The sequence below is a fragment of the Dorea chungnamensis genome, from assembly GCF_039832125.1.
Classification (GTDB): Bacteria; Bacillota; Clostridia; order Lachnospirales; family Lachnospiraceae; genus JAFBIX01.
Window position 1 is genome coordinate 22,382 of the sequence record NZ_JBDOHT010000006.1, and the last position, 24,229, is coordinate 46,610.

The window sequence follows — 24,229 nt, forward strand, 5'->3', positions numbered from 1 at the left end:
GGAGGGCATATGTATCGAATTATTGTATTAAATCCTGGATCAACTTCTACAAAAGTTGCATTGTATGAGGATGATCAGAAGGTTTTTTCGGAGACAATTGATCATCCAGCCAAAGATTTAGCGGTATTTCCGAATATTGTGGATCAACTTCCTTATCGCAAGGAGATCATCACAAAAACTTTGAAGGAAAAAGGTGTTGATCCGAGTACGGCAGACGCATTTTCTGCAATCTGTACAGGACTATTGCCGATGGCAGGCGGTGTGTTCGAAGTAAATGAGAAAATGTATGAGCACGGGCAGATTGGGCCAGGAAGTAAGCATCCGGGAAATCTAGGCCCCCTTCTTGCAAAAGACTTTGCGGAAGAGTTTGGTGGACGTGCATTTATCGTTGATGCGAGCAGTGTTGATGAATTTGAAGAAGAAGCGCGTATGACAGGTTTTGTAGAACTGTTCCGTACCAGTCGTGGACATCCGCTGAATCAGCGCGCAGCAGCCAGAAGATATGCGGTTGATTGTCAAAAAGCTTACGAAGAATTGAATCTCGTTGTAGCGCATCTTGGTGGAGGAATCTCTGTCAGTGCACATTGTCAAGGAAAGATGGTAGATACCGTTGACAGTACACGTGGAGAGGGACGTATGGCTCCGACCAGAAGTGGCACCGCTCCACTTGCAGATGTAATTGAACTCTGTTATTCTGGAAAATATACGAAAAAGGAAATGCTTACGAAGGTAATGAAGACCGGTGGCTGGACGGCACATCTTGGAACGTCTGATGCCCGTGAAGTAGAGCAGAGAATTGAAGATGGCGATAGATTTGCAGAATTGGTATACCGGACAACGGCTTATCAGATTGCAAAAGATATTGCAGCGATGGCATCCGTTATGAAAGGAAAGGTTGATGCTATTATTTTGACCGGCGGAGTTGCCTATTCAGAGATGATGGTAAATATGCTGAAAGAGCGAGTTGAGTTCATTGCACCGGTTAAGGTATATCCGGGAGAATTTGAGATGGATGCATTGGCTGCAGGCGCTCTTCGTGTACTCGAAGGCAGAGAAGAGCCGAAATCATATACCGGAGAACCTGTTTTTCCAGGGTTTGACGTTATATACAAGAACTAGATAAGAAACGAGGAGAAGGAACATTGGACATTGGAATATGGAATCTGTTAGGAATTATACTGATTATAGCCATTATCATTGGCGTAGGTATCTATTCAGGAAGAATGGTATCGGATGCCTCGGATTTTGATACTGGTGGAGGAAAGGCAGGACCATGGATCGTGTGTGGAGCCATTATGGGAAGTCTGGTCAGTGGTCAGGCGACCATCGGGACTGCACAACTGGCTTTTGAATATGGAATGTCAGCCTGGTGGTTCACTTTAGGATCTGGAATTGGCTGCCTGATTCTGGCAATCGGGTATGTGATTCCATTACGGCACAGCGGCAGTATTACGTTGCTGGAAGTTATCGGAAAAGAATATGGCGCGAAGGCTGAATATGCAGGATCTGTATTGTGTTCCATTGGTATTTTTATCAGCGTGATTGCACAGGTATTGTCTAGCTGTGCACTTTTGACGACCATTTTTCATATGGATTTCTTGCCGGCAGCTATGATATCTGTCGTAGTTATGATGATTTATGTGGTGTTCGGTGGTGCATGGGGCGCCGGAATGGGTGGAGTGGTAAAACTGATTCTGCTCTATGGCGCATCCATATTGGGATTAGGAATTGTTCTGACGAACAGTCACGGAATCAGTGCTTTGGTTGATCAATTACGTGCGACACTTGTGGGAACGGATGTAGGAGAATTGGCTGGGATTACAGCTTCTGAAGATATGTCAGCAAGATATTTCAGTCTGTTTTCCAGAGGATTTTTGAAAGATATGGGTTCCGGCCTGTCACTTTTATTGGGAGTACTGGCAACACAGACCTATGCCCAGGCAATCTGGTCCGCCAAAAGTGACAGTAAGGCAAGAAAAGGTGCCATGTTAAGTGCAGTACTTATTCCGCCGATTGGAATTGCATGTATATTTATTGGAATGTTTATGAGAAATCATTGCATGACGACGAATGAAATTGCAGCGCTTACAGAAGCGGGAAAGAGCATTCCGGAGGGAATGATTGAGATTGCAAGTTCTTCGCAGGTATTTCCGACGTTTGTTCTGCATTATATGCCAAAGTTTATCGGGGGAATAGTACTTGGTACACTGCTGGTTACTGTTATCGCCGGAGGTGCGGGTCTGTCCCTTGGTGTGGCAACGATCTTGGTGAATGATATTTTCTGTAAGATATCAAAGCAGCTGGCGGATGTAAAGAAGAAGTTATATACAACAAGAGTTACGATTGTGGTCATTCTCTGTTGTGCAGCGGCAATTGCTCTGGTTGTTCCAGGAGCAATTATCAATGATTTTGGATTCTTGTCTATGGGAATTCGGGGAACGGTCGTATTTATTCCGCTTACCTGTGCTTTATTTGCCAAAGGGAAGGTGGCATCCTGGGCAGTGCTTGTCTCTATGGCCGCAGGACCAATTGCAGTGCTGGGCGGTAATCTTTTGGGGCTGCCGTTTGATTCCCTGTTTCTTGGAATCTTCGTATGTCTTGTGATTATCGGAGCCGGAGTTCTGGCACCTTCTAAAAATGCATAGAATCATATAAAAAAATAATTGACATTGCTGAATGATTGGGATAAGATGGATTCACATTTATGATAAGAGAATCCTCTTATCCCGATTTTTTTCTAGATAAAAATCTTATCGGACTGTTTCGGTCCAAATCATCCAAAGTATAATTTGATAATTGCAAAGAGAAAGGAGTGCGTAAATGGCATTTAGTTCAGTATTATCCGCTGCAATTCACGGCCTTCATGTAGAGTTGATACACGTGGAAGCAGATGTAAGTAACGGACTGCCAGTATTTCACATGGTGGGATATCTGTCTTCAGAGGTGAAAGAAGCCTCGGAAAGGGTACGGACTGCAGTACGGAATTCAGAGATTCGTATTCCGGCGAAAAAGATGGTAATTAATCTGGCACCGGCCACAGTAAGAAAGCGGGGAGCTTCTTTTGATCTGCCGATCGCGCTGGCGTTATTGGCTGCATTGGGAATATTCCCGGAAGAGAAGCTTAAAGATGTTCTTGTGCTAGGAGAATTGGGGCTGGATGGAAGTGTACAGGCGGTGTCGGGAGTTCTTCCGATTGTGATGAAAGCACGGGAGGAAGGCTGTAAGGCCTGTATTCTTCCAAAGCAAAATATGTCGGAGGGAGCATTAGTAGAGAATATGCAGATTCTTGGAGTAGAACATCTGAAAGAAGCATGCGCTTATCTGAAGGGTGAGAAGGCATTGCAATATGTTAACTCTAAACATAAGCAAGGAATGGAGAATCCACTTGGAACAACGCTGGTAGATTACAGTGATATTCAAGGACAGCAGGCGGTCAAGCGGGCAGCAGAAGTGGCAGTGGCAGGAGGGCATAACCTGCTCCTTGTGGGACCGCCTGGAAGCGGAAAATCCATGATGGCCCAGAGAATCCCGACCATACTGCCACCTCCGACTCTGGAAGAAAGTATGGAGATTACGAAGATATATAGTGTCTTAGGAATGGTAGATAAAGAACATCCACTGATTACTGGGAGACCGTTTCGCAGCGTACATCATACAGTAACAAAGGCTGCACTAATAGGCGGAGGGCTGATCCCAGTGCCGGGAGAGATCAGCTTAGCGCATGGTGGTGTACTGTTCCTGGATGAATTGGCAGAATTTCAGAAGCCGGTACTGGAAGTGCTACGGCAACCGTTAGAAGAACATCAGATTCGGATTACCAGAAGTCATGGGAATTACGTGTTCCCGGCGAATTTTACATTGGCTGCAGCTATGAATCCATGTCCATGTGGAAATTATCCGAATCTTGAGAAATGCACATGTACGCCTTCACAGATTCAGCAATATCTTGGAAGAATTAGTCAGCCATTCTTGGATCGGATTGATATCTGTGTAGAAGCACCAAGAATTTCTTATGAAGAATTAAGCGCTGGAGAGAGACAAGAGAGTTCGGAATCTATACGCAGACGAGTCTGTCAGGCAAGAGAGATTCAGAACCTGCGTTATTTGGAAACGACAATCAGGACGAACTCCATGCTTAGTGCGAAGGATTTGCAGAGATATTGTGTCTTAGGAGCAAAAGAAGAACGTCTGATGAAGCAGGCATTTAACGTATTAGGACTTACAGCACGGACTTATCATAAGATATTACGTGTTGCACGGACGATTGCCGATATGGAGATGAGTGAGCAGATTCGGGAGCATCATCTGAAAGAGGCAATTGGATATCGAACAATGGAAAAGAAGTATTGGGGAAGGTGAATGAGTAAATGATGTATGAATATTGGCTGTCAGCAATTCGCCCGTTATCTGACAAGAAAAAAAGACTGTTGAGAGAAGAATATGGAGATGGAAAAACTATATATAATATAGAAGAAATACATCTGCGATTCCTGAACTTTTTGGAAAGTCGAGATGTGGATACTATTTTAAGATCAAAAAAAGAATGGGAGATAGAGAAGTGTTGGGAGAAACTGCAGGAACAAGGGATACGGATGATTCCGTATTTTTCAGAAGAATATCCCAAGAAGCTTACGAATATTTCGCAGCCACCTTACGCACTCTATGTAAAAGGTAGCCTTCCCAGGGAAAATCAGGTTTCAGTTGCAATTGTAGGTGCAAGAAGATGTACACACTATGGTGAACAGATTGCGTTAGAGTATGGTGAGGCTTTGGCTTCAGAAGGAATACAGATTATCAGCGGAATGGCGAGAGGAATTGACGGGGCGGGGCAAAGAGGAGCGCTGAATGCAGGAGGAGCAACCTATGGAGTGCTGGGATGTGGGGTAGATATCTGTTATCCCAGGGAGAATATTGGATTATATATGGATATTCAACAAAAGGGAGGAATCATATCTGAACAGATTCCCGGACAGCCCCCGTTGCCGGCTTATTTTCCTGAAAGGAACCGAATCATCAGTGGACTGGCGGATGTGGTTCTTGTAATAGAAGCAAAAGAAAAAAGTGGGTCGCTGATCACGGCTGATATGGCACTGGAGCAGGGAAAAGATGTGTATGCTTTGCCGGGACCTGTGACGAGTTCTATGAGTCAGGGATGCCATCGTTTGATTCGTCAGGGTGCAGGAATCCTGATATCCCCGGAAGATTTATTGATTGAGTTAGGTATAAATATTGTGAATCAAGGGCAAATAATTGACAAAAATGAAAAAGTGCTTGAAAGTACAGAAAATATGGTGTATAGTTGTCTCGGTTTATTTCCAAAGGGAATGAGTCAGCTATTAGAGGAGACTGGACTGAATGTACAGGAACTCCTGGAACAGCTGATTACTCTGGAAATGAAAGGATATGTGAAAGAAATATCTAAAAATTATTATGTAAAGCTCCGGTAGATGATACCGGTGGATATATTTTCATGGAGGAAATTATTTTATGGCACGTTATCTTGTAATTGTGGAGTCACCAGCAAAAGTGAAGACCATCAAGAAATTTTTAGGAAGTAATTATGTGGTGACCGCATCAAATGGACATGTAAGAGATCTGCCCAAGAGTCAGCTTGGAGTTGATGTTGAGCATGATTACGAGCCGAAGTATATTACAATCCGGGGAAAAGGAGAGATTCTTGCCAACCTTCGCAAGGAAGTGAAGAAGGCCGATAAAGTGTATCTCGCAACTGACCCGGACCGTGAAGGAGAAGCAATTTCATGGCATCTGAGTCAGGCTTTGAAATTGGAAAATAAAAAGACGTACAGAATCAGTTTTAATGAGATTACTAAAAATGCCGTAAAAGCATCTCTGAAAAATGCGCGAGAAATCGATATGGATCTTGTTGATGCACAACAGGCACGAAGAATTCTTGATCGAATTGTTGGATATAAGATTAGTCCGCTTTTATGGGCAAAGGTAAAGAGAGGATTAAGTGCCGGACGTGTACAGTCGGTAGCACTTCGAATCATTGCAGACAGAGAAGATGAGATCAATGCTTTTATTCCGGAAGAATACTGGACATTGGATGCGAACCTGAAGGTAGAGGGCGAGAGAAAACTTCTGACAGCTAAGTTCTATGGAACAGATAAGAAGATGACGATTCATTCTCAGAAAGAGCTGGATGCAATCATCAAGGATCTGGAATATGCAGACTATTCAGTGGCAGATGTAAAAAAAGGTGAGAGAACGAAGAAGTCACCAGTACCTTTTACGACGAGTACTTTACAACAGGAGGCATCTAAAGCACTGAATTTTGCAACAGCTAAGACAATGAGGATTGCCCAGCAGTTATACGAAGGAATTGATATTAAAGGAAATGGAACGGTAGGTCTGATCACTTATCTTCGTACCGATTCCACCCGTGTCTCTGAAGAGGCAGATGCCAACGTGCGTGAATATATTGCTTCAAGTTATGGACAGGATTATGTGGCTGTAAATGAGGCAAAGTCTGGAGATGGGCATAAGATTATTCAAGATGCTCACGAAGCAATTCGTCCGACGGATGTGACACGCACTCCGGCAGCAATGAAGGATTCCTTAACCAGAGACCAGTTCCGTTTGTATCAGTTGATCTGGAAGCGTTTTGTTGCCAGCAGAATGCAGCCCGCAAGATATGAGACCACATCTGTGAAGATTGCAGCTGGAAAGTATTATTTTACAGTGGCGGCTTCCAAGATTGCATTTGAAGGATTCCGAACGGTATACACAGAAGCAGGAGAAGAAAAAGAAGAAAATAATGTATTGCTGAAAGGATTGGATAAGGATTCCGTTCTTTCTAAGGAAAGTTTTGAGACAAAACAGCATTTTACACAGCCACCGGCACATTATACAGAAGCAACCTTGGTAAAGACATTGGAAGAGTTAGGAATTGGACGTCCGAGTACTTATGCACCGACGATTTCTACCATTATTGCAAGACGTTATGTGGCAAAAGAGAATAAGAATCTGTATCTGACGGAACTTGGAGAGGTTGTGAATAATATCATGAAGCAATCCTTCCCAAGTATTGTGGATGTGAATTTTACAGCCAATATGGAAAGCCTTTTGGACGGTGTGGCAGAAGGTAAAGTGAATTGGAAGACAATTATTGAGAATTTCTATCCTGATCTGGAGGCAGCAGTAGAGATTGCGGAGAAAGAACAGGAACAAGTGAAAATCGAAGATGAAGTGACGGATGTCATCTGTGATCAGTGTGGACGAAATATGGTCATTAAATATGGACCACATGGACGTTTTCTGGCATGCCCGGGATTTCCAGAATGTCGTAACACAAAGCCTTACCTAGAGAAAATAGGTGTTCCTTGTCCGTTGTGTGGTAAAGATGTGGTAATTCGAAAGACGAAAAAAGGAAGAAAATATTACGGATGTGAGAACAATCCAGAATGTGAATTTATGTCATGGCAGAAACCATCTACAAAGAAATGTCCAAGGTGTGGAAAATATATGGTAGAGAAAGGGAATAAGCTTCTCTGCGGTGATGAGCAGTGTGGATATGTAGAAAATAAAGAAAATAACAAAAATAATTAGGAAATTCAGGAAATTAATTGAAACTTCTAGAATTGTATGATAATATATCAATTAAAGGATGGTGGAATGTCAATGAGCGTACAATTGTTAGATAAAACCAGAAAAATCAACAAATTACTGCACAACAACAATTCGAGTAAAGTTGTATTTAATGACATTTGTGAAGTGCTTACGCAGATTTTAGATTCGAATGTATTAGTCGTAAGTAAAAAGGGAAAGGTACTTGGGGGAAGCAAATGTGACAATGTACCTTATATTAAAGAATTGATTGAGCAGGAAATCGGGAAACATATTGATGATATGCTAAATGAGCGACTTTTGAGTATCTTGTCAACCAAAGAGAATGTGAATCTGCAGACCTTAGGTTTTTCTGAAGATGCAGTGAAAAAATATCAGGCAATTATTACGCCGATTGATATCGCAGGAGAGCGCCTGGGTACTTTATTTATCTATAAAAAAGAACAGATGTATGAGATTGATGATATTATCTTGAGTGAGTATGGAGCAACAGTTGTAGGATTGGAGATGCTTCGTTCGGTGAATGAAGAAAGTGCCGAAGAGACCAGAAAAGAACATATTGTACAGTCGGCAATCAGTACATTATCTTATTCAGAGTTAGAAGCTATCATTCATATTTTTGATGAACTTGACGGAACCGAGGGAATTCTGGTTGCAAGCAAGATTGCGGATCGTGTTGGAATTACGAGATCTGTAATTGTAAATGCACTCCGTAAGTTCGAGAGTGCCGGCGTAATTGAATCACGTTCTTCCGGTATGAAAGGAACCTACATTAAAGTTGTTAATGATTATGTATTTACAGAATTGGAACATATCAAAGCAGAACGTATGAAATAGTCAGAGTAGAAAGGGTATCGGGCAACTGATACCCTTATTTGAGTTTAGCTGTAATATCTCGGCGGGGTATCAATAGGAAAGGAGAAATATATATGTACGAAAAGTGTCCGGCAGAGCTTCGAATGTCGAGAATGGTACTTAAAGACGGATATTTTGATGAAACTTCTCATCGCTGTAAAATCATTACGTATAATCCAGACGAAGAATGCATATATTTTCTATCAGAGGAGACAGAACTTCCGATATTTTCACTGGATGGAATCTATGAATGCCATATTGAGACGTCAAACGGAAATATTGGGTGCAATGGATTCATCAAAGAACGTTATTGGAATAAATCGGGGAAGATATTGAAGTTTCAGATTCGAAATGGATTTTATAAAAAACTTGTAAACTAAATAGAAAGTGTGTTGACAAAGTAGAAAGAGAGTGCTATTTTATATCTAGAGTCTTTTAGCACTCTCTTTTTGTGAGTGCTGACAAATCTTTGGATATAATTAAGGAGGAATAAATATGAAATTAGTACCATTAGGAGACAGAGTTGTATTAAAGCAGTTGGTTGCAGAAGAGACTACAAAGTCAGGAATAGTCATTCCTGGACAGTCAAAAGAAAAACCACAGCAGGCAGAAGTAATTGCTGTTGGACCAGGTGGAACAGTTGATGGAAAAGAAGTGACAATGAATGTTGCAGTTGGACAGAAGGTTATTTATTCTAAATATTCAGGAACAACTGTAGAGATTGAAGACGAAGAATATATTATTGTAAAACAGGATGACATTCTTGCCATCTGTGAATAAAGAACAGTCAATAATAATGAATATAGAAAAGATTTTTAATAGAGTATAGGAGGCAGATTTATCATGGCAAAAGAAATTAAATATGGCGCAGAAGCAAGAAGCGCATTGGAAGCAGGAGTTAACCAGTTGGCAGACACAGTGAGAGTAACACTTGGACCAAAAGGACGTAATGTTGTTCTTGACAAATCATTCGGTGCACCACTGATTACAAATGATGGTGTTACAATTGCAAAAGAGATCGAATTGGAAGATGCTTTTGAGAATATGGGAGCACAGTTAATCAAGGAAGTTGCATCTAAGACAAATGATGTTGCCGGAGATGGTACTACAACAGCAACTGTATTAGCACAGTCTATGGTACATGAAGGAATGAAGAACCTGGCAGCAGGTGCTAATCCGATTATTCTCCGTAAAGGTATGAAGAAAGCAACAGATGCAGCGGTTGAAGCAATTGCTAAGATGTCCAGTAAAGTAAGAGATAAAGATCAGATCGCAAAAGTTGCAGCAATCTCAGCAGGCGATGTAGAAGTTGGAGAGATGGTTGCAGATGCAATGGAAAAGGTATCTAACGATGGAGTTATCACAATCGAAGAGTCCAAGACAATGAAGACAGAACTTGATCTGGTAGAAGGTATGCAGTTTGATCGTGGATATGTATCTGCATATATGGCAACGGATATGGATAAGATGGAAGCTGTTCTGGATGATCCATATATCTTGATCACAGATAAGAAGATTTCTAATATTCAGGAGATTCTTCCATTGTTAGAGCAGATTGTACAGTCTGGTGCAAGATTATTGATCATTGCAGAGGACGTAGAAGGAGAGGCACTTACTACGTTAATTGTGAACAAACTGCGTGGAACATTCAATGTAGCTGCTGTAAAAGCTCCTGGCTATGGTGACAGAAGAAAAGAAATGCTCAAAGATATCGCTATTCTGACAGGCGGACAGGTCATCTCTGATGAACTGGGAATGGATCTGAAAGAGACTACTCTGGATCAACTTGGACGTGCAAAATCTGTAAAAGTACAGAAAGAGAACACAGTTATCGTTGATGGTATGGGCGATAAGAAAGCAATCGCTGACCGTGTAGCTCAGATTAAGATGCAGATTGAAGAGACAACATCTGATTTCGACAGAGAGAAACTTCAGGAAAGACTTGCAAAACTTGCAGGTGGTGTAGCTGTAATCCGTGTTGGTGCAGCAACAGAGACAGAGATGAAAGAAGCAAAACTTCGTATGGAAGATGCACTTGCAGCAACAAGAGCAGCTGTTGAAGAAGGTATTATTGCAGGAGGCGGTTCTGCATATATCCACGCTACAAAAGAGGTTGCAGCTCTTGCAGATACTCTGGAAGGTGATGAGAAGACAGGTGCGAATGTAATCCTGAAAGCTCTGGAAGCTCCATTGTACCACATTGCAGCAAACGCCGGATTGGAAGGTTCTGTGATCATCAATAAAGTAAAAGAATCAGAGCCAGGTATTGGTTTCGATGCATTGACAGAGAACTATGTAGATATGGTAGAGAGTGGTATTCTTGATCCGGCTAAGGTAACAAGAAGTGCGCTTCAGAATGCAACAAGTGTTGCATCTACACTTCTGACAACGGAGTCTGTTGTTGCCAATATCAAAGAAGAGACCCCGGCAATGCCAGCTGGTGCAGGCGGCGGAATGGGCATGATGTAAACAGATACACATAAAGTGTGAAAATTTTGAAAACTCCTCTTGTGAGGAGTTTTCTTTTTGTCCTAAAATGTGCTACAATATCTTTAATTAAAATTTTGGAGGAAGAAAAAATGAGCGACTATTATACTGAACAATTGGTGAAGAAAAAACCAGATATGAAAGATATGATGACGAAAGCGATACTGATTGCGGTGACAATTGTATCTATTCTGGCAGTGCTTTATTATCCGATTATTATTCTGGTACCAGTTCTGTTAATCGGGCTTGATATATTCATGTTCCATCGGCTGAAAGTTGAGTATGAATACTTATATGTGAATGGCGATCTGGATATTGACAAGATTATGAATAAGTCAAAAAGAAAAAGAGTATTTTCGATGAATGTATCTGATCTGGAGATGCTGGCGCCGGCAGATGCAGTGGAGTTGCGTCAGTATCAGAATGCAAAGGTCTATGATTATAGTTCGGGAACTGGACAGGCAAGAGTGTATGCTCTGATAACAGCGAATCAGGGTGAGGTAAAGAAGATTCTGTTTGAGCCAAATGAGACGATTGTGGAAGGATTCTTCCTGATGGCGCCACGTAAAGTTATTCGCAAATAAATTGTCTGAAAAGAAAAAAGCGGACGAAATATGTTGACAAGTGATATACAAATTAGTTATTATAGCAGATAATCATAAAATTGAAGAGAGAGAAAGAGAGGATGACAATCATGGGAAAGATAATCGGAGAAGGCATTACGTTTGATGATGTACTTTTAGTTCCGTCTTATTCAGAAGTAATTCCAAATCAGGTGGATTTATCAACTTATTTAACAAAAAAAATCAAGTTAAATATACCAATGATGAGTGCAGGTATGGATACGGTAACAGAACATCGTATGGCCATTGCAATGGCTCGTCAGGGAGGAATTGGTATTATTCATAAAAACATGTCAATCGAACAGCAGGCAGAAGAGGTTGATAAGGTAAAGCGTTCCGAAAATGGGGTTATCACAGATCCATTTTATCTGTCACCGGAGAATACTCTGGAAGATGCCAACAATCTGATGGCTAAGTTCAGAATTTCAGGTGTGCCAATTACTGAAAATGGAAAACTGGTAGGTATTATTACAAACCGTGATTTAAAATTCGAAGAAGATTTCTCTAAAAAGATTAAAGAATCTATGACTTCCGAGGGATTGATTACAGCACCGGAAGGAATCACTCTGGAAGAGGCAAAGAAGATTCTTGCAAAAGCAAGAAAAGAAAAACTTCCGATTGTAGATGAGGATTTCAATTTGAAAGGTCTTATCACAATTAAAGATATTGAAAAACAGATCAAATATCCATTATCCGCAAAGGATTCCCAGGGACGTCTGCTCTGTGGTGCAGCGATCGGAATTACAGCAAACTGTCTGGAGAGAGCACAGGAACTTGTGAACGCAAAGGTTGATGTTGTTGTTATGGATTCTGCTCATGGGCATTCTGCCAATGTCATCCGAACTGTAGATATGGTAAAATCAAAATTCCCAGATCTTCAGGTGATTGCGGGTAATGTAGCGACAGGTGAGGCAACAGAGGCTTTGATCAAAGCTGGTGTAGATGCTGTGAAAGTTGGTATTGGTCCAGGATCCATCTGTACGACACGTATTGTGGCAGGTATTGGTGTTCCGCAGATTTCTGCAGTTATGGATTGCTATGAGGCAGCAGACAAGTATGGAATTCCGATTATTGCCGATGGTGGTATTAAGTATTCCGGCGATATGACAAAGGCTATCGCAGCCGGAGCCAATGTCTGCATGATGGGAAGCATTTTTGCCGGATGTGACGAGAGCCCGGGAACATTTGAACTGTATCAGGGAAGAAAGTATAAAGTATATCGTGGAATGGGATCTATCGCAGCGATGGAGAACGGAAGCAAAGACCGTTACTTCCAGTCCGATGCGAAGAAACTGGTACCGGAAGGTGTAGAAGGACGTGTCGCATATAAGGGCTCTGTAGAAGATACGGTATTCCAGTTAATGGGTGGACTTCGTTCCGGTATGGGCTATTGTGGAACTCCGACAATCGAAGATTTGAAGAGAAATGGCAAGTTTGTTAAGATTTCTGCTGCTTCTCTGAAAGAGAGTCATCCGCATGATATTCATATTACAAAAGAGGCACCAAACTATAGCACAGATGAATAAAATATAATAATTTTTATAAAAGGCTATCCGCTTTACAGATATTGTAGAAGTGGATGGCTTTTTTAGTAGAATCGGTATAAATAATGTTGACGATAGAATCAAAATGATATATGGTTTAGATTATGGAATAAATATTTCAGTAAGGAAGAGAAAGGTACAACGGTTGTGGTCCGCCTGTCTCTTCACGATTAAGAAAAAGAGGGTATGAGAATGAAAAGTGATTTTGGGACAACAGCAAAAGGAGAGAATGTGGTAAAATATTCTTTGAAAAATCAGAATGGAATGGAAGTTGTTGTGTCTGATTATGGTGCAACTTTGGTACAAGTTTTAGTTCCGGACAAGAATGGTTGTCTTCTGGATGTAGTGTTGGGATATGATACGGTAGAAGGCTATGAAAATGGTACGGTCCATCTGGGAGCAACGGTCGGCAGAGTTGCGAATCGGATTGGAAAGGCAGAGTTTAAGTTGAATGGAACGACTTATCATCTGACGCAGAATGATAATCAGAATTCTCTTCATGGCGGAAGGGATTACTATAATAAGAGAATGTGGCAAGTGGAAGAAGCAGATGACAGTCATGTAAGATTCTATCTTTACAGTCCGGATGGTGATCAGGGATATCCAGGAAATGCCAGGATTTATGTGACCTATACTTTGACAGAAGAAAATGAAGTAAAGATTCATTATCAGGCAGTTTCGGATGCAGATACATTAATGAATCTTACGAATCACAGCTATTTTAATCTGGCAGGACATGCGTCCGGAACGATACTTGATCAGGAAGTTATGATCTGTGCAGATGCGTTTACCAGAGCGGATGCAGAGTCTATTCCCACGGGAGAGATCGTTCCGGTAGAGGGAACACCTATGGATTTCCGACAGATGAAGGCAATCGGCAAGGAGATCGATATGGATTATGAAGCTCTGAAATTCGGCCTGGGATATGATCACAACTGGGTATTGAATGGTACGGGCGAGCGTAAGATCGCACAGATGTATTGTGAACAGACTGGAATTACCATGGAAGTATCTACAGATCTTCCGGGAGTGCAGTTTTATACAGGCAATTTCCTTGAGCATGAACAAGGTAAGGAAGGTACAGTATATGAGAAGCGTCAGGCCGCTTGTCTGGAGACCCAGTATTTCCCGGATGCTATCCATAAAGAGCATTTTGAAGGACCGGTTTTGAAAGCAGGAGAGAAATACGATACAACAACGACTTACAAATTCATAGTTTAAGAGGATTTTATCGGTTTTTAAGAAAGTCTTCATGAATACATAAAAAAGTTATGGTATACTCAGATGCAAGAACGTTAAACGGAGAAGACTCATGAAGAAGCGAAAAAGAAGATACCATAGAAAACTGACTGAAGCACAGCAAAAAAGAAGGGTCCAGCGTAATATACGTCTGGGCCTGCTCTTATTAGTCGTGCTATTCGTTCTTTTCATTATATTAAGAATTGCAAAGCCTTCCTGGTTTACAGACCAGTATATGGAATTGGATAATGACAGAATAGAGGCTCTGAAGCCGGATATTGATGTGGCACTGCTGACGGTGAATCCTTATTCCAGACCGGGAATAGAGACGAATAAAATTACAGGAATCGTTGTTCATTATACGGCCAATCCAGGGGCAACTGCCATGGAAAACCGAGATTATTTTGAGAGCCTGAAGGACGGACATGATACCAAAGTCAGCAGTAATTTTGTGATAGGTCTGGAAGGTGAGATTGTACAATGTGTGCCGACCTGGGAAGTAGCTTATGCCTCCAATGACCGGAATATTGATACTGTTTCCATCGAATGCTGTCACCCGGATGATACGGGAGAGTTCAACGATGCTACTTATCAGTCTATGGTACAGCTTTGTGCCTGGTTATGTCTAAAATTTGATCTGAACGAGGAGGATGTTATTCGGCATTATGATGTGACCGGGAAGAACTGTCCTAAATATTTTGTAGAAAATGAGGCAGCCTGGCAGGCATTCAGACAGGATGTTAAGAAAACATTGGAAAGTTATTAATGGAGTTGTCAAAGGAAAATCTTGCGCAACCTGTGGATTGTTGCTATAATACACACGTGCGTATGGTTAGTTAGAAAGTAGGAGAAGAGAAGGATGAACGACTTAGAGATGTACAGAGAACAACTCGGGCTGTGCGATGACAAGATTATTGATGCCTTAGTTGAGAGAAACTCCATTGTAGAAAAGATTATGGCGTATAAAGAAGAATATGGAATGCCAATTCTTCAGCCACAGCAGGAAGAGAAGCAAAAGAGACGGTTGGAAGCAAAGCTTGTTGATAACAAATACAGGGATGAGATATTTGATGTATTCCACTGTATTTTAAGAAATAGTAAGAGAATCCAGGCAAGAAAACTATTTGATTATAATATTGTGTTGATTGGGTTCATGGGTGCAGGAAAGTCTACGATTTCAGATTATCTGAGTATCATGTTTGATATGGATATCGTAGAGATGGACAGGGTGATTGCAGAACGTGAAGAAATGAGTATCCCGGATATTTTCTCTACCTATGGAGAAGAATATTTCCGAGATCTGGAGACGAATCTTCTGATCGAGATGCAGGCTCATAAAAATACAGTTATCTCCTGTGGAGGAGGAGCGGCACTTCGGGAACGTAATGTGGAAGAGATGAAGAAAAATGGAAGAGTGGTGCTCTTAACGGCAAGTCCTGAAATTATCTATGAGCGTGTCAAGGACAGTGATGATCGTCCGGTATTGCGCGGAAGAAAGAATGTAGAAGGTATCTCAGAGTTGATGGAGCAGCGCCGAGGAAAATATGAAGCAGCAGCAGATATTGTGATTAATACTGATAATAAGACGGTTCTTCAGATCTGTGAAGAACTGGTTCAGCGTCTGACAGAAATGGATGAAAAATAATGTTTGATATGTTTTTTCCAGATGCTTATGTAGCGTCTACGTATGTGATTGATTTTGAAAAATTATATGAGGAAGGTTACCGGGGCCTGATTTTTGATATTGATAATACATTGGTTCCTCACGGGGCGCCGGCTGACCACAGGGCAGTGGCACTGTTTGAGCGGCTGAAGAAGATAGGATTTTGCTGTTGTCTGATCTCTAATAATCAGGAACCGAGAGTCCAGATGTTTAATAAAGATATTCAGGTAGATTATGTCTATGACGCCCATAAGCCATCTACAAAAAATTACAAAAAGGCGATGGAGATCATGGGCACAGATCAAAGTAATTCATTGTTCATCGGAGATCAGCTTTTTACCGATGTGTGGGGAGCGAAACGTGCTGGAATCCGTAATATTCTGGTTAAACCGATTCATCCGAAAGAAGAGATTCAGATTGTATTAAAGAGATATTTGGAGAAGATTGTGCTGTATTTCTACAAAAAGAGCCTGAAACAGCGGTAGAATCCACTTTTAGCGGGTAAAAAAAGGTTGAAAAAAGGCATAATCTATTATAGAATGAATAGAGTGAAAAGAACGTAAAGTGCCATATGGGGCACAATTTAAGGAGGATTATATAATGGCTAAAAAAAGCGCAGGCGAATTTAGAAATGGTATGACATTAGAGATTGAGGGAAATGTATATCAGGTATTAGAGTTCCTTCATGTAAAACCAGGAAAGGGTGCAGCATTCGTTCGTACCAAGCTGAAAAATGTCATTGATGGAGGTGTTGTAGAAAGAACATTCCGTCCTACAGAGACATATGACGAGGCCTATATCGAGAGAAAGAAAATGCAGTATCTGTATAATGATGGAGATCTGTATTATTTCATGGATCAGGAAACTTATGATCAGATTCCGGTCAGCAAAGATACTGTTGGTGATTCTCTGAAGTTTGTCAAAGAGAATGAAGAAGTAACGATCGTTTCTTATCAGGGTAATCCATTTTCAATTGAGCCACCTCTTACTGTAGAGCTTCTGATCACAGAATCAGAGCCAGGTGTAAAAGGTAATACAGCAACAGGTGCTACAAAACCAGCTATCGTTGAGACCGGCGCTCAGGTAATGGTACCATTGTTCGTAGATCAGGGAGAGACGATTAAGATTGATACACGTACTGGAGAATATCTGTCCAGAGCATAATGATGAGATTTGTCGAACGAAAAGCCTTGCAATTGATGCAAGGCTTTTTTATAATTGTATTACCATAATATTTTATCTTTTTTCAGAGGCAGATTTCCTGCCATTTTCCATACTTAATTTATTGCTGCATAAGGAAAGGAGAAGAATGACATATTATCAATTTATCCGTGCAGTAGAAGGAAAAGTAAAGGAGGGAGTAAAGGACAACGTATCTGTATATATTCACACAACAGTAAAAAATAATGGTACGAAGAGAGAAGGACTGACGATTGCAGAAAGAGGAATCAATATTTCTCCGACTATCTATTTGGAAGAATATTACCAGCAATTTCAGCAAGGGGATTCGGTAGATGCGATTGCAGGTGATATATTAAAACTATATAGTGAGGTTAGGTTTCAGCGTTCCTGGGAAGGTGAATTTATTAAGGATTATAATAAAGTAAAGGGAAAGATTATCTATCACTTGATTAACCGGGAAGCAAATGAAGAATTATTAGAAAATGTACCTTATGAAGATTATCTGGATCTTGCGATTGTATTCTATGTGTTGCTGGAAATAAATACCTATGGCATGGCATCTATGATGATTCGCAATGAACATCTTGAAATGTGGGATGTTACGTCGTCTGAGATTTATCACCGCGCCTGTCAGAATACCTGGAGACTTCTTCCGAGTGAATTACAGACAATGCAATCGGTTATTGAACATCTTACTGGGAATCTAGATGAAGAAGTAAAGGATTTTATGTTTGTTTTGAGTAACCAGGCCCATAATTATGGTGCAACGGTAATTCTGTATGATAATTGTCTTCAGATGATAGGTAACTATCTGAAGGAGAACTACTATGTGCTTCCAAGCAGTGTTCATGAGGTCATAATTATCCCGGAAAGCGAATCAATCTCACAGGGGGAATTAAGCCGCCTTGTGAAGGAGATAAATGAGACACAGGTGGCGGAAGATGAGATTCTCTCTAATCAGGCATATTATTTCGATCGGAAAAAGAAAAAACTAATATTGTAACAAGAAAAGTAAAGGAAATGTGAGATTTGTCGAGATCATTTCCTTTACTTTATGGAATAAATATGTTAATATAACAGTTGCAATTTCATATAAGTTGTCTTATGGACTATATTGATTCCATAAGTAGAGTTTATGCACCCGTAGCTCAGGGGATAGAGCACCGCCCTCCGGAGGCGGGAGCGGCGGTTCGAATCCGCCCGGGTGTGTATTTTTTAAGTGCATATGGAGGTAGTCTTTATGGAGGGAAAGAAAAAAGGCTATTCTGCAAGGTACAAGAGGCATGTGCGGGGAACGATTTTGTTTGTCCTCTTATTGTTGGTACTCATTAGCGGACTGGTCAAAGCAAACCTCACAGAAGCAAAAGTCCAAAAAGCACAGAAGATAAATTCCAGAGATGTGAAAGTGGAGAATGCGGGATGCGAAAGCATGGAATTGAATCCACTTCAACAGGAGAAATATCCGGAAGTGACCGAAGTGGTACAGAGGTATTACCGGTCGTTGGGTGAAAAATCTAGCTTTGCCGATTCTTATGATGATATTATCGTATATACAAAGCTGGGGGAATACAAAGATACCTATGTGGCATTTGTCAGGTATGATATGAAAATAAAGGATATATATACGAAAGTTCCGGGGCTTGGTACCGTATATGTTGCGAAGGATGCGGAAGGTGAGTATCAGGTCAGTGCATCGCCAGAGGATGAAGAAATCAATGCATTTATTCAGGAGATTGCACAGCATGAAGATGTACAGGCACTTTTAGAGGAGACACAGACTGCGTATCATGAGGCAGTTCAGTCAGATGCTTTATTACAGGAAGCGCTGACAGATTTGAAAAATGCTTATGAAGACTCTACTGGAAGCTGAGAGAAGTTTGAATGAGGGTCAGATCCCTGTGATTGTGCAGTGGTCTGGCTCTTTTTTTGTTATTTCGTCTCTGATGCGATGCATCCGGGATAGATACGGTGACGGGCGTGGGAACGAAAGAAAGGAAAAGATATGTCTGGCTATAAAGAGGCGTTTAAAAAAGCATTTCCATATACGATTCCAGTATTGACTGGTTATCTGTTTATCGGAATTGCATTTGGGGTAATGTATGCTGAGAAAGGATATTCTTTCTTATGGGCAGTATTAATGAGTTTGTTGGTATATGCGGGGTCGGGGCAGTATCTTGCGGTTAATTTTTTTGTGCCGGGAGTATCGTTTTTGCAAGTGATATTTATGACGCTGATGGTGAACATACGGCACATTTTTTATGGAATATCATTGTTGGAAAAGTTTAATAAAATGGGAAAAAAGCGATGGTATATGATATTCGGACTGACGGATGAGACTTATTCTCTGCTCTGTACCACAAGAATACCGGAAGGGGTAGAAGAAGATAAGTTTTTATTTGCTATTTCTATTATGGATCAGTCTTATTGGGTCATTGGTTCGGCAATCGGCGGACTTGCCGGAACTTTGATTCCATTTAATTCAGAAGGTATTGATTTTGCCATGACTGCTCTGTTTGTGGTGATTTTTGTGGAGCAATGGATGGACAAGAAGAACCGGATTCCAGAAGTGATTGGAATTGCAGCAGCAGTTATCTGTCTGCAGGTTTTTGGAGCAGACAGCTTTGTACTTCCGTCTATGATTTTGATTATTTTGGTTCTCTTTATGATAAAACCGCGTTTAGAAAGGAAGGAGGATGACATATGCCAATAAGTGCTGCAAAATCATTTCTTATTATATTAGTTGTGGCAGCGGCTACTTTTTCAACACGTCTTGTGCCATTCCTGCTCTTCCCAAAAGGAAAAGAAATACCGCCGGTTATTCAATATCTTGGAAGGGTATTGACACCGGCGGTGATAGGAATGCTAGTTGTATATTGTCTGAAAACGACTCCAGTACTAACAGCTCCGCATGGAGTCCCGGAAGCCATTGCAGTAGCAGTCACGGCCGGTCTCCATGTATGGAAGCGGAATAACTTGTTGAGTATTGGAGTTGGAACCATCTTATATATGGTTCTAATCCAGGTGGTTTTTGTCTGTTAGGCCAGATTGATCTTTCGTTTCATTAAAAAGTACGTTACGATATATAAGGCTACCGTAAGTATGAAAGACAGTACAGTTCCGAATGCCAGGCTGTGAGAAAGAAAGTCCAGAGGATTCGGAGACACATCGTTGATCAATGATGATGCAAAGGCATCATTAAAGATTCCAAAGATCAGCATAACGGCGAAAGCAAAGTGGTCAATACGAAGTACATTACTACAGCACCAAGAATTCTGTGCCCGGAAAAAAGCTGTCCAAGTGCGATGGAGGCATACAGCATCAGGATGTTCGATAAAACATCAATAATCAGGCTTAGTACAAAGAACAGGATCAGGATGGAAAAGCTGCCGGAATATTCGTTCAACCCCAATATGTCCAGAAATTCTGCCCGGTTTTCTTGATAAAAGTTTACGACAGCAGGAGTAGCTATGGTGATGTACATTGCAGCCATTACCAAGGCAGTGTCTATAAATCCCCAGACACTTCCAGTAATCGTCTTGGACAAAAGATGCTGTCTACAGGTAACAGGAAGGGTACGGGACAGATATCCCTCATTGGAGAATAGATTCTGATAAAAATGAATTCCGATGACGATATAAGTTCCAAAGGTCACGCCTATAATCAGAATGACATAGAGGATTATGGTTAACGCAAGCAAGATACCATTGGTCTTGCCTTCCAGATCAGTAATCCGTCCTGTAAGGAAGAAGCGGGTTAAAACTGCGAAGACCATTAAAAAGCAATGAATGATTATCAGAAAGCGGTTCAGGGCTTTCAGGTCGTATTTGATTAATTTCCTTAACATCTGAATACCTCCCGAAATAAAGCGTTTACGATCTGCCCTTTCTCTAAAGATAAATTTAGATTATTCAATGCATAAAAGTTCTTATATTGTTTTGAAAGTCCCTGACATTCTAAAATAGGATTCATATCATTATTCCCCCTTTGTATTAGATATTACTTCTTGGAGAAGCTGGAAAATCTCCGCCTCTGCAAAGCCTAATTGCTTCATTTTCTCCATAAATTCCTGAATATGCTGGAAAGCAAGGTCGTGTTTTAGCTGCTTCAGCATCTGTTCATCTCTGGTAATATAACGTCCGCTTGTTCTTTGAGAATGGACAAGGCCACTGCGTTCCAGCTCGGATAGGGCTTTCTGCATGGTGTTTGGATTCACTGAGGCTTCCAGGGCAAGTTCTCTGACTGAAGGAAGTTTATCTCCGGGGCCATAGACTCCAGATATAATATCTTGTTGGATACGCTCCATCAATTGAAGATAGATGGGACGGTTGTCATCCAAGTTCCAAGGCATTGTATTCACTCCTTTTCAATAAAAAAGTTCGCATTATTGTACTATTTATATAATACAATAATACGAACTGTTTAGAATGTCAAGATAAAAGACATTTTATTTTTTGGTAAACTTTTCTTTTCCCTGTTTGCAGATTGGACAAGTATAAGTATCTGGTAATTCTTCAAAAGGAATCTCGCCATCATATACATATCCACAAATACTGCATACCCATTGTGTGGCAGCCGCTTCTGGCTTGCTGTCTTCTTCCGGCAGATAGGTAGGTGCATTCTTTGGACTCTTACCTTTGACTACATTATGGTAATAAGCATAAGTCATGGCAGGAGAAGAACCAATGGTGTCACAGTCAATCACTTCACCAAGAAAAACGGTGTGGGTAGAAGTTTCCATTTTATCAATGACTTTACAGACGATATAGCCACAGGAATCATTGATAACAGGTAGTCCTTCCTTGATGGAAAAATCTATACCGTCAAATTTGTTGACATCTTTTCCGGATTGGAATCCAAATCGTCCGATTAAAGCGGCATCGGATTCTTCTGAGAGAATAGAGACTGCGAATTTTCCGGTCTTGGCAATACAAGAATTGGTATAGTTGTCATGATTCATGCTGACTGCAATGGTTGCAGGAGATGAAGTGATCTGCATGATACTATTAGCAATGCATCCAGTATTGCGTTCGCCATCCAGTGTGGAAACGGCATAAACGCCGTATGATAAATTGCGGAATACGCGTGTATTCATATAAAAATCCTCCTTTGAATAATAATAGTAATTGTTATTGTTATATTAACATATAATGGAATTTTTTGCAATAAGAGTTTGAATATTAGGTTGTTGCAAGGAAAGCCTTGTGTTAGAATAACTAAGTAAATGCATTAGTTATGTAATTTTAGAATGAGAATCAGATAGATAAGACTAGGAGGATATCATATGAAGAAAATGATGGATCTAATTGCCGAAGAGCTTGCCGAAGCATTTGAAAAAGCGGGGTATGACAAATCTTATGCCAAGGTTACGTTGTCAAATCGTCCGGATCTGTGTGAGTATCAGTGCAATGGTGCGATGGCAGGTGCGAAGACATATCGTAAGGCACCAATAATGATCGCTAATGATGTTGTGGACAATCTAAAAGAAAGCAAATATCTGGAAGAAGTAAATGCTGTGAATCCAGGATTTATTAATATGAAGCTGAATAAGAAATTTGTGGCGGATTATCTGAATCAGATGAAGAGCGAGGAATCTCTTGGATTGGAGAAGACAGAGAATCCGCGTATGATCGTGGTAGACTATGGTGGACCAAACGTTGCAAAACCTCTTCATGTTGGACATCTTCGTTCTGCAATTATTGGAGAAAGTGTGAAGCGTATTGCCAGAAAGATGGGACATAAGGTCCTGGGAGATATTCATCTGGGTGACTGGGGATATCAGATGGGGCTGATCATTACGGAATTAAAGAGGCGCCAGCCGGAGCTTCCTTATTTTGATGAAGATTTTGAGGGAAATTATCCGAAAGAAGCACCTTTTACTATTGGTGAGCTGGAAGAGATCTATCCAACTGCAAGTGCGAAAGCTAAAGAAGATGAGGCCTACCGGGAAGAGGCGTTGCACGCAACATATCTGTTGCAGAATGGGCATAAAGGATATACGGCAATCTGGAATCATATTATGCAGGTATCTGTATCAGATCTTAAGAAGAATTATGCGAATCTGAATGTGGAATTTGATCTGTGGAAAGGGGAATCTGATGCACAGGCATATATTCCGGATATGATAGAAAGACTGAAAGAAGAAGGATTTGCCCATGTGGATGAAGGTGCCCTCGTCATTGACGTGCAGGAAGAGACAGATACGAAGGAGATTCCTCCATGCATGATTCAGAAATCTGATGGAGCATCTCTTTATGGAACAACAGATCTGGCAACACTGGTGCAGCGTGTACAGGATTATCATCCGGATCAGGTGATTTATATTGCTGATAAGCGTCAGGAATTGCATTTCCTTCAGGTGTTCCGTGCGGCTAAAAAGACTGGAATTGTTCCAGAAAAGACAGATCTTCAGTTCCTGGGATTTGGTACTATGAATGGAAAAGACGGTAAGCCATTTAAAACCAGAGAAGGCGGTGTAATGCGTCTGGAGAATCTGATCGCCGAGATTACAGAAGAGATGTATAAGAAGATTACGGATAACCGTACGGTAGAAGAAGCAGAAGCGCAGGCAACGGCAAAGGTCGTAGGAATGTCTGCAATTAAGTATGGGGATCTGTCCAACCAGGCATCAAAGGATTATGTGTTTGATGTTGACCGCTTTACTTCCTTTGAGGGCAATACCGGACCGTATATCTTATATACGATCGTACGTATTAAATCAATCTTGAATAAATATCAGGCAGAAGGAAAGGCACTGGACGGTCTGCAGATAGAAGCAGCACATAATGACAGTGAGAAGGCACTGATGCTGGAGACATTAAAATATAATGAAGTGATAGAGAATGCTTTTGAAGAGATGGCTCCTCACAAGATTTGTGCATTTATTTATGACCTTGCCAATGCATTTAACCGTTTCTACCATGAGACAAAGATTCTTGCAGAAGAAAATGAATCGGTACAGAAGAGTTATGTTGCGTTGCTCGTACTTACGAAGCAGGTTCTGGAGTCTTGTATTGATGTGCTTGGATTTGAAGCACCGGAGAGGATGTAAG

Annotated in this window: 24 protein-coding genes and 1 tRNA gene; 22 read left to right on the plus strand and 3 right to left on the minus strand. The window is 41.0% G+C overall.

Annotated features, from left to right (window positions below):
- Nucleotides 1-9 precede the first annotated feature (9 nt).
- The 21 genes from buk (at nucleotide 10) to ABE613_RS06810 (ending at nucleotide 20,219) form a co-directional block, all read left to right on the plus strand.
- The gene (gene buk / locus ABE613_RS06710; protein ID WP_235232172.1) at nucleotides 10-1,119 is read left to right on the plus strand and encodes a butyrate kinase; all 1,110 of its coding nucleotides are present in this window, start codon (nucleotides 10-12) and stop codon (nucleotides 1,117-1,119) included.
- A gap of 23 nt (nucleotides 1,120-1,142) precedes the next feature.
- Nucleotides 1,143-2,645 carry a sodium:solute symporter family protein gene (locus ABE613_RS06715; RefSeq protein ID WP_235232173.1) on the plus strand — a complete coding sequence of 501 codons (1,503 nt, stop codon included), beginning with the start codon at nucleotides 1,143-1,145 and terminating at the stop codon, nucleotides 2,643-2,645.
- Between the two features lie 175 nt (nucleotides 2,646-2,820).
- Complete coding sequence (locus tag ABE613_RS06720) at nucleotides 2,821-4,359, plus strand: YifB family Mg chelatase-like AAA ATPase (protein WP_235232174.1); 1,539 nt, start codon at nucleotides 2,821-2,823, stop codon at nucleotides 4,357-4,359.
- Between the two features lie 8 nt (nucleotides 4,360-4,367).
- On the plus strand, nucleotides 4,368-5,447 hold the full coding sequence (gene dprA, locus ABE613_RS06725) for a DNA-processing protein DprA (RefSeq protein WP_235232175.1): 1,080 nt from the start codon (nucleotides 4,368-4,370) through the stop codon (nucleotides 5,445-5,447).
- A gap of 40 nt (nucleotides 5,448-5,487) precedes the next feature.
- A complete protein-coding gene (gene topA, locus ABE613_RS06730) occupies nucleotides 5,488-7,569 on the plus strand; it encodes a type I DNA topoisomerase (protein WP_347376001.1) in 2,082 nt (693 codons plus the stop codon).
- A gap of 72 nt (nucleotides 7,570-7,641) precedes the next feature.
- A complete protein-coding gene (codY, locus tag ABE613_RS06735) occupies nucleotides 7,642-8,424 on the plus strand; it encodes a GTP-sensing pleiotropic transcriptional regulator CodY (RefSeq protein ID WP_235232224.1) in 783 nt (260 codons plus the stop codon).
- Between the two features lie 92 nt (nucleotides 8,425-8,516).
- Complete coding sequence (locus ABE613_RS06740; RefSeq protein WP_235232177.1) at nucleotides 8,517-8,822, plus strand: hypothetical protein; 306 nt, start codon at nucleotides 8,517-8,519, stop codon at nucleotides 8,820-8,822.
- A 115-nt stretch (nucleotides 8,823-8,937) separates the two neighbouring features.
- Nucleotides 8,938-9,222: a co-chaperone GroES gene (locus tag ABE613_RS06745; RefSeq protein WP_235232178.1), complete on the plus strand. Its 285-nt coding sequence runs from the start codon at nucleotides 8,938-8,940 to the stop codon at nucleotides 9,220-9,222.
- A gap of 63 nt (nucleotides 9,223-9,285) precedes the next feature.
- Nucleotides 9,286-10,911, plus strand: coding sequence for a chaperonin GroEL (gene groL, locus ABE613_RS06750; protein WP_235232179.1), 1,626 nt, complete (start codon nucleotides 9,286-9,288; stop codon nucleotides 10,909-10,911).
- Between the two features lie 110 nt (nucleotides 10,912-11,021).
- Nucleotides 11,022-11,513, plus strand: coding sequence for a DUF6106 family protein (locus tag ABE613_RS06755; RefSeq protein ID WP_235232180.1), 492 nt, complete (start codon nucleotides 11,022-11,024; stop codon nucleotides 11,511-11,513).
- Nucleotides 11,514-11,623: 110 nt separating this feature from the next.
- Complete coding sequence (gene guaB, locus ABE613_RS06760; protein ID WP_235232181.1) at nucleotides 11,624-13,078, plus strand: IMP dehydrogenase; 1,455 nt, start codon at nucleotides 11,624-11,626, stop codon at nucleotides 13,076-13,078.
- Nucleotides 13,079-13,288: 210 nt separating this feature from the next.
- Nucleotides 13,289-14,317, plus strand: coding sequence for an aldose epimerase family protein (locus ABE613_RS06765; RefSeq protein WP_331473053.1), 1,029 nt, complete (start codon nucleotides 13,289-13,291; stop codon nucleotides 14,315-14,317).
- Nucleotides 14,318-14,408: 91 nt separating this feature from the next.
- The gene (locus tag ABE613_RS06770; protein ID WP_235232183.1) at nucleotides 14,409-15,101 is read left to right on the plus strand and encodes a peptidoglycan recognition protein family protein; all 693 of its coding nucleotides are present in this window, start codon (nucleotides 14,409-14,411) and stop codon (nucleotides 15,099-15,101) included.
- Between the two features lie 93 nt (nucleotides 15,102-15,194).
- Nucleotides 15,195-15,980 carry a shikimate kinase gene (locus tag ABE613_RS06775; RefSeq protein ID WP_235232184.1) on the plus strand — a complete coding sequence of 262 codons (786 nt, stop codon included), beginning with the start codon at nucleotides 15,195-15,197 and terminating at the stop codon, nucleotides 15,978-15,980.
- Nucleotides 15,980-16,483, plus strand: a complete 504-nt coding sequence (locus tag ABE613_RS06780) for a YqeG family HAD IIIA-type phosphatase (protein WP_235232185.1) — start codon at nucleotides 15,980-15,982, stop codon at nucleotides 16,481-16,483. The genes ABE613_RS06775 and ABE613_RS06780 overlap by 1 nt, the downstream gene beginning before the upstream one ends.
- 115 nt (nucleotides 16,484-16,598) lie before the next feature.
- Nucleotides 16,599-17,162, plus strand: coding sequence for an elongation factor P (efp, locus tag ABE613_RS06785; protein WP_235232186.1), 564 nt, complete (start codon nucleotides 16,599-16,601; stop codon nucleotides 17,160-17,162).
- Nucleotides 17,163-17,307: 145 nt separating this feature from the next.
- The gene (locus tag ABE613_RS06790) at nucleotides 17,308-18,183 is read left to right on the plus strand and encodes a DUF5688 family protein (RefSeq protein WP_235232187.1); all 876 of its coding nucleotides are present in this window, start codon (nucleotides 17,308-17,310) and stop codon (nucleotides 18,181-18,183) included.
- A 134-nt stretch (nucleotides 18,184-18,317) separates the two neighbouring features.
- Nucleotides 18,318-18,389 (plus strand) — tRNA-Arg (locus tag ABE613_RS06795).
- Between the two features lie 31 nt (nucleotides 18,390-18,420).
- Nucleotides 18,421-19,050 carry a hypothetical protein gene (locus tag ABE613_RS06800; protein WP_235232188.1) on the plus strand — a complete coding sequence of 210 codons (630 nt, stop codon included), beginning with the start codon at nucleotides 18,421-18,423 and terminating at the stop codon, nucleotides 19,048-19,050.
- A gap of 132 nt (nucleotides 19,051-19,182) precedes the next feature.
- On the plus strand, nucleotides 19,183-19,890 hold the full coding sequence (locus ABE613_RS06805; protein WP_347376002.1) for an AzlC family ABC transporter permease: 708 nt from the start codon (nucleotides 19,183-19,185) through the stop codon (nucleotides 19,888-19,890).
- Entirely contained in the window at nucleotides 19,881-20,219 is a 339-nt protein-coding gene (locus ABE613_RS06810) for a branched-chain amino acid transport AzlD family protein (protein ID WP_235232190.1), read from the plus strand. Before ABE613_RS06805 ends, ABE613_RS06810 begins: the two co-directional genes overlap by 10 nt.
- 172 nt (nucleotides 20,220-20,391) lie before the next feature.
- On the opposite strand, the gene ABE613_RS06815 is transcribed toward ABE613_RS06810, so the two are convergent.
- The 3 genes from ABE613_RS06815 to ABE613_RS06825 all read right to left on the minus strand — a co-directional run bounded on the left by ABE613_RS06815 (nucleotide 20,392) and on the right by ABE613_RS06825 (nucleotide 22,272).
- Nucleotides 20,392-21,024, minus strand: a complete 633-nt coding sequence (locus ABE613_RS06815; protein ID WP_347376003.1) for a hypothetical protein — start codon at nucleotides 21,022-21,024, stop codon at nucleotides 20,392-20,394.
- A gap of 129 nt (nucleotides 21,025-21,153) precedes the next feature.
- Nucleotides 21,154-21,528, minus strand: coding sequence for a GntR family transcriptional regulator (locus ABE613_RS06820; protein WP_235232192.1), 375 nt, complete (start codon nucleotides 21,526-21,528; stop codon nucleotides 21,154-21,156).
- A gap of 96 nt (nucleotides 21,529-21,624) precedes the next feature.
- Entirely contained in the window at nucleotides 21,625-22,272 is a 648-nt protein-coding gene (locus ABE613_RS06825) for a flavin reductase (RefSeq protein ID WP_235232193.1), read from the minus strand.
- Between the two features lie 189 nt (nucleotides 22,273-22,461).
- Between ABE613_RS06825 and argS the strand changes: the two genes are divergently transcribed.
- Nucleotides 22,462-24,228: an arginine--tRNA ligase gene (argS, locus tag ABE613_RS06830; RefSeq protein WP_347376004.1), complete on the plus strand. Its 1,767-nt coding sequence runs from the start codon at nucleotides 22,462-22,464 to the stop codon at nucleotides 24,226-24,228.
- The last annotated feature ends 1 nt before the right edge of the window (nucleotide 24,229 follow it).